We start from the raw sequence: 5,511 nt of genomic DNA on the forward strand, positions 1-5,511 counted from the left end.
TAAAAATATCAATCAACCGGAATTGATTGGTTTCGCACGCTTTTGATTCGCAACTGTTCGATTTTCAAGGACCGAACCATCGCCTGTCCGACGACGGAATTGTATAATATCATGTTATCGCCGAACCGTCAACCGGGAGATTTTTCCTCCCTAGCAGGCGCTTTCAAATTATCATTTAGGCGCTCGCCTGACAGCATTCAGCAAAGCCGTAACGAAGATAATTTATACCACTAACGACTGGGAAAGTCAACGGCAATTCATTCCAGTTTTTATTTCATCCCGTTCATTTCTGACTACGCTATAACTGGACCTCTTCTTTTTCTCCCACTTCTCGCACCAGCATTGAGAAGAGGCTGTTCACCCCGATATACCAGCGCTCATCCTCTGAATATCTCGTATTGATCCAGGCTACGGGGTCTGCGCCCTCGGGCCTGTTTTTACTTAACGATACAATGGTCACTGCGGCAATCTCGGCAGAGTCTTGAATACGAGTATTATACTTTCTCCAACTTTTATATACATTGAATGGATTGTTTGCAATTTTGCGGGCATCCGTATCTGTCCGTGGGACAAAAGCCTGTTCCTGTCCGGTGATGGCAAACAGGAACAACGGATGAATATCATAGGCTTTCGCCGTTTGTAAGATGACAGAGAAGTAGGGTTCTTCGGCCAACAGCGAGTTGCGCTGATTGAGCCACTGCCGCAAGGCATCCTCTCGCACGGATCGGTAGCGCAGCGATGGCGGCAGTTCATTGCCCGTCGTGTTTTTATCATGCCTGTCATTCGACGTTGGGCTCATGAGCCTTGATGTTGTTTCCACGCTCCCTGCCGGAAATGCCTCACTGCCCGGAACAGTCTCGGCGCCAAATGGAGTAGAGCGAAATAGGACGGAAAGGGAAATTAAAAGCAGGATCAAGCAGGCAGCAGCAGCCGGCATCCATCCCCGCTTTTCCCTGCTCGGTTCGTTCAACCGGCGGGCCTTCTGAAGTTCTTTATCCGTTTTGACAGTTGATGCCGAAGGGGAATCCGCCATAGCAGAAGATGGCGCAGCAACTACGGCTACGCCTGCTTCGGCGCCTTGGCCTATGGCGGCCTGATTCGAATTCTCAGGCAACCCGCCGGAGATAGCCGGTGGCGCTAAACTGGGCAATAGTCCCTCAAAATCAGAGATGTTCTCTGCTACAATCTTTTCAACAAGCGAATCAACAATTAACTGCAGTTCTCCACGTGGCAAATCAATCCCCTGTTCGCGAGCAAGCCACAACCAGAGGGCGTCAATTCTTTGAACTTTAGGCACATCCTCGTTCAAAGAAACCCAAAAAACGTCGCCCGCATCGATGACGAAGCGCTTACGCGCCACCGCTTCTTCCATCAGTCTACGACGGATTCGCAAGCGAGCGGTTTGGGGAAAAAGCGGCATTTTACCATCCAGGACGCGATGGACCGCATCGGCCAGCACCGCCGCGCGGTCTCGGGGGGATGCGTCGGGATATTTTTTCTGTATATATGTTTTGAGCGATTGTAGGTCTTCCTCATTGAGCAGGATTTTTCCCCGCAGCGAGGAAAGCAATTGCATCATCCACCCGTCCCCCGTTGAATCCAGCCATTCACCCATTTGCCAGCGTTATCTCAATATTACCAAAGATACCCCTTTGTATGGTATACTGTTCCAAGAAAAAAAGACGCAACGGGAGGAAACGATGCATATGCAATTTGCCATTCGTCGATCATTTCTATCTTTCTGGGCCGCCGTGCTGCTTTTATTCAGCTTTATGTTCAACACAAGCCCAGCCGAGAGCGCTTCTGGGGACCCATCACTCCCGCTGATGTCTATCGGTAAAGCAAACCAAGCAGCCAAAGATTTCCTGATCACGGAAGGCGCAGCAGAAGCATTAAAACCGCGGGGGAACCGGGAGTTGCGGCTCTATGCCCCCATGGGGGTTTCTTTTAGCGATACGCCGCGCTTCGAAGTCATTCAAGGCGACCTGGTGTTAGAATCGGCCTCCGCCCAAACGGAATATGACAACTCTTTCCGGCAATACTACGCCAGTGTCCGGATCAAAGCTTCGAGCACAACGCCTTCGACCATACGAGTCAGTTCACTCCGGCTGACAGTGGACCGGACCGTGCCGGAAGGGAACGTAGTTCTTCAATTAAAAGGCTGGAACAATGCAGCCGTTGAATATAACGATGATGGTCTTTTTCCCTCTTCATTGATGATGACGATTCCCGTCGGTTGGGTGGGCACTCCTGGCGAGCATGGCGCGCCCGCTTCTCAACCTGCCGTCCCCGCCGGTAAAAAAGTCGCGCTTTTTAAAATCGGCGAAACTAAGTATATCGTCGACACGGTGGAAAAAGAAATGGATACGACGCCCTATCGCCGCAATGGCCGGGTCTTTTTGCCCATCCGTTACATCAGCGACATGCTAGGAATAGAACCCACCGGGATCGTCTGGGACGAAAAAATGGGGCAGGTGACACTGACCCGCGTCAACCGCGTCATCATACTGGAACTAAACAATCCGGTCATGTACGCCGACGGCTCTCCGGTTACGCTTGAAGCCGCACCGGAGATCGTCGAGCCAGGGCGGGTAATGCTCCCCGTCCGACCGATTGTCGAGCAGTATGGCGGCGCCGTAGAATGGGACAGCGCGACCGAAACAGTCCGTGTCTTCTCCCAAGAATAGTTGACCGGGACAGAAGGAAAACGGAACAGAAGGATAAGCAATAAGGTCTAACCAAAAAAAGAAGCCGATGCATCCCGGCAAGGGGCGCATCGGCTTGCTTGCTCTATCCGGCAGTTTTGGCGGTCAATGGACTGCGCACGAATAGAACAGTCAGATCAGTAATTGGGAATGTGAATTTCGTAGAAAGCCTGAGGGTGCTGGCAGGCCGGGCAGACTTCCGGCGCTTCCATTCCTTCATGTATGTAACCGCAGTTCCGGCATTTCCACTCGACGACGGTATCGCGACGGAACACGCGTCCGTTCTTGATATTGTCCAACAAAGCGAGGAAGCGCTTCTCGTGCCGTTCCTCCACTTCGGCGATCTCTTCGAAGAGATCAGCGATATCCTGGAAACCTTCCTGGCGGGCCGTCTCGGCAAACTGCTTGTACAAGTCGGTCCACTCATGATTTTCGCCTGCGGCAGACTGTTCCAAATGGTCTGTGGTTGCTCCGAGGGCGCTGAGGGCTAGATAAAAGCGTTTCGCATGCTGTTTCTCATTTTCCGCCGTTTCGGAGAAGAACCCGGCGATTTGGCGATACCCTTCCTTTTCCGCGATGGCGGAAAAAAAATCGTATTTCGTCCGTGCCTGGCATTCTCCTGCAAAAGCGGCCAAAAGATTCTTTTCCGTTTCCGTTCCTTTCAACCCCGGTACGTTGGTAACAGTTTTCGTGGGAGCCATCCGTCAACCTCCTTGTTAGATTGATATTATTGGCACAAGTAGATTGTACGCCAATGTATCAAAATTGTCAAAATAGCGCCGTAAGCGTGTTCACTTTTTTACTGTCGCTTTCCAGAGACCGTGAAGATTGCAATACCCATAGAGGTCGATTTCGTTGGCGTCGCCCACATGAAAATTTGCTTCCGGCGCCTTTCCGTCGTGCAATTTGACACGTTGTACACAATCGCCATAAACGATGGTAATCCACTGAATCAGGTGCTCTGCCGTCATCGGGTGTAAAATGCTGCCTACTTTGACAACGAATTTTCCATCATTACCGAATTCGGCGACAGGCAGATGCTTTTCTCTTGAGGCTTCAACCGTATTTGGTTCCAAGAGTTCCATCGGTTTCCCGCAGCAAACCACCTGCGCATCAGCTTTGGAACAAGTAAGCGCATAAGAATGTCCCTTGCAAACCAACTGCTCTTTTCCCATTTCAACGACTTCTAAGGTATACCCGCAAGCATCGCAACGGTAAATACCCAAGTTTTTCGCCATACGGATTTCCTCCTCATTCTCATTTATTTACAGAACCCAGATCATCAGGTTGAGAGTAACCGACCTTCAAGCCTAACATACCACTGTAAGCCGGAATTATACTCAATTGAATGTTGCTAGGGCTCAAGAGATATCACTAATTCTGGATATAAATCCCTTGTTCCATATAATGGATATATATTGGCGGGTTCCTCTGCGCACCCTTGAAAGAGAAATTAAAAATGCTTCAGTTGGAGGTTGTTATGGGAATTTTCGACGGAATCAACGGGGAGAATAACAATGAAGAAGTGCTCGAAAACGAAATAACGGACAAAGGGACAGTTCAACTCCGTAAAGAGGAACTCGATATCGCCAAGGATCGAGTTCCCACTGGTGTGTTTGGCAAGACAAAAATGCAGAGATCGGCAACCGATTTTTTGCAGGGGCACTTTGCCAACATCTACGCTAGTTTTTCTTAGTGCTTAGGGCATGCCGTAGGCGGTAACTCTCGCCAGCAAAGGTCAGAATGTGGGCATGATGGACCAGCCTGTCGACCAAAGCCGCTGTTAGACGAGTATCCCCGAAGATGCTGTTCCACTGACCAAACTCCAAGTTTGACGTAACGATCACGCTCTGCTGTTCATAGCAATCGGCGACGACGTGGAAGAGGAGTTCCGCGCCGGTTTGATGGAAGGGCACGTAGCCCAGTTCATCGAGAATGAGCAATTCGCACTTCATCAGTTCTTGCCGAAAACGCTGGAGCCGTCCCTCGGCGTGCTTCTGTTGGAGCAGGCTGACCAAATCGGCGACCCGGTAGAACCTCACCGGCTTTCCCTGCCGGCAGGCTACCTTGAGCATAGGCTATTCCATCGACCTTCCATCGGTCCCCATACATATGTAATCATCTAATGAAACTAAATACTTGATAAAATGCCGGCTAAAATAGAAATGCAAAAACAAAAAAACTCCCATTCAAAGGAGTTTTGACAATCTTATGGAGCCGGCGACAGGACTTGAACCCGCAACCTACTGATTACAAGTCAGTTGCTCTACCAGTTGAGCTACGCCGGCAAATAAAATGGCGGAGCAGACGGGATTCGAACCCGCGATCTCCAGCGTGACAGGCTGGCATGTTAGGCCTCTACACCACTGCTCCGTTTTTGGTGGGCGATGACAGGATCGAACTGCCGACATCCTGCTTGTAAGGCAGGCGCTCTCCCAGCTGAGCTAATCGCCCAATAGGGAAATGGTGACCCGTAGGGGATTCGAACCCCTGTAACCGCCGTGAAAGGGCGGTGTCTTAGACCGCTTGACCAACGGGCCACATGGTGATCCATGCTGGACTCGAACCAGCGACACCCTGATTAAAAGTCAGGTGCTCTACCAACTGAGCTAATGGATCATTGATTATGAGAAGAAATGGCTGGGGTGGCTGGATTCGAACCAACGAATGGCGGAGTCAAAGTCCGCTGCCTTACCGCTTGGCTACACCCCAACATGACTCACCAAGGGCGATATAGGGGTTGCATTTGCCCCTTGAAAACCGCACAGACGTCGATTTGATAAAACAAATCGTCTTCGGATACTTT

Annotated in this window: 6 protein-coding genes and 6 tRNA genes; 2 read left to right on the forward strand and 10 right to left on the reverse strand. The window is 50.5% G+C overall.

Annotated features, from left to right (window positions below):
• Window positions 1-298 precede the first annotated feature (298 nt).
• Entirely contained in the window at window positions 299-1,579 is a 1,281-nt protein-coding gene (locus GTO91_RS17360) for a hypothetical protein (RefSeq protein ID WP_161259983.1), read from the reverse strand.
• 127 nt (window positions 1,580-1,706) lie between these two features.
• Between GTO91_RS17360 and GTO91_RS17365 the strand changes: the two genes are divergently transcribed.
• A complete protein-coding gene (locus GTO91_RS17365) occupies window positions 1,707-2,687 on the forward strand; it encodes a copper amine oxidase N-terminal domain-containing protein (protein WP_161259984.1) in 981 nt (326 codons plus the stop codon).
• 155 nt (window positions 2,688-2,842) lie between these two features.
• On the opposite strand, the gene rbr is transcribed toward GTO91_RS17365, so the two are convergent.
• Together rbr and GTO91_RS17375 are read right to left on the reverse strand one after the other, a co-directional pair.
• Entirely contained in the window at window positions 2,843-3,406 is a 564-nt protein-coding gene (rbr, locus tag GTO91_RS17370; RefSeq protein WP_161259985.1) for a rubrerythrin, read from the reverse strand.
• Window positions 3,407-3,496: 90 nt separating this feature from the next.
• A complete protein-coding gene (locus tag GTO91_RS17375) occupies window positions 3,497-3,943 on the reverse strand; it encodes a desulfoferrodoxin family protein (protein WP_161259986.1) in 447 nt (148 codons plus the stop codon).
• A gap of 221 nt (window positions 3,944-4,164) precedes the next feature.
• On the opposite strand from GTO91_RS17375, the gene GTO91_RS17380 reads away from it, so the two are divergent.
• Complete coding sequence (locus tag GTO91_RS17380; RefSeq protein ID WP_161259987.1) at window positions 4,165-4,401, forward strand: hypothetical protein; 237 nt, start codon at window positions 4,165-4,167, stop codon at window positions 4,399-4,401.
• Here the strand turns inward: GTO91_RS17380 and GTO91_RS17385 are convergent.
• From GTO91_RS17385 to GTO91_RS17415, 7 genes are all read right to left on the reverse strand, one after another.
• Window positions 4,388-4,780, reverse strand: coding sequence for an ATP-binding protein (locus GTO91_RS17385; RefSeq protein WP_235919686.1), 393 nt, complete (start codon window positions 4,778-4,780; stop codon window positions 4,388-4,390). The two genes, GTO91_RS17380 and GTO91_RS17385, sit on opposite strands and share 14 nt — an antisense overlap.
• A gap of 137 nt (window positions 4,781-4,917) precedes the next feature.
• Window positions 4,918-4,993: transfer RNA gene (locus tag GTO91_RS17390), tRNA-Thr, on the reverse strand.
• 8 nt (window positions 4,994-5,001) lie between these two features.
• Window positions 5,002-5,078: transfer RNA gene (locus GTO91_RS17395), tRNA-Asp, on the reverse strand.
• Window positions 5,079-5,083: 5 nt separating this feature from the next.
• Window positions 5,084-5,159: transfer RNA gene (locus GTO91_RS17400), tRNA-Val, on the reverse strand.
• Between the two features lie 10 nt (window positions 5,160-5,169).
• Window positions 5,170-5,245 (reverse strand) — tRNA-Glu (locus GTO91_RS17405).
• Between the two features lie 3 nt (window positions 5,246-5,248).
• A tRNA-Lys gene (locus GTO91_RS17410) sits at window positions 5,249-5,324 on the reverse strand.
• An 18-nt stretch (window positions 5,325-5,342) separates the two neighbouring features.
• Window positions 5,343-5,417: transfer RNA gene (locus tag GTO91_RS17415), tRNA-Gln, on the reverse strand.
• Window positions 5,418-5,511: the final 94 nt, after the last annotated feature.

Origin of the sequence: Heliomicrobium undosum (assembly GCF_009877425.1) — a bacterium.
GTDB classification, from domain to species: Bacteria; Bacillota; Desulfitobacteriia; order Heliobacteriales; family Heliobacteriaceae; genus Heliomicrobium; species Heliomicrobium undosum.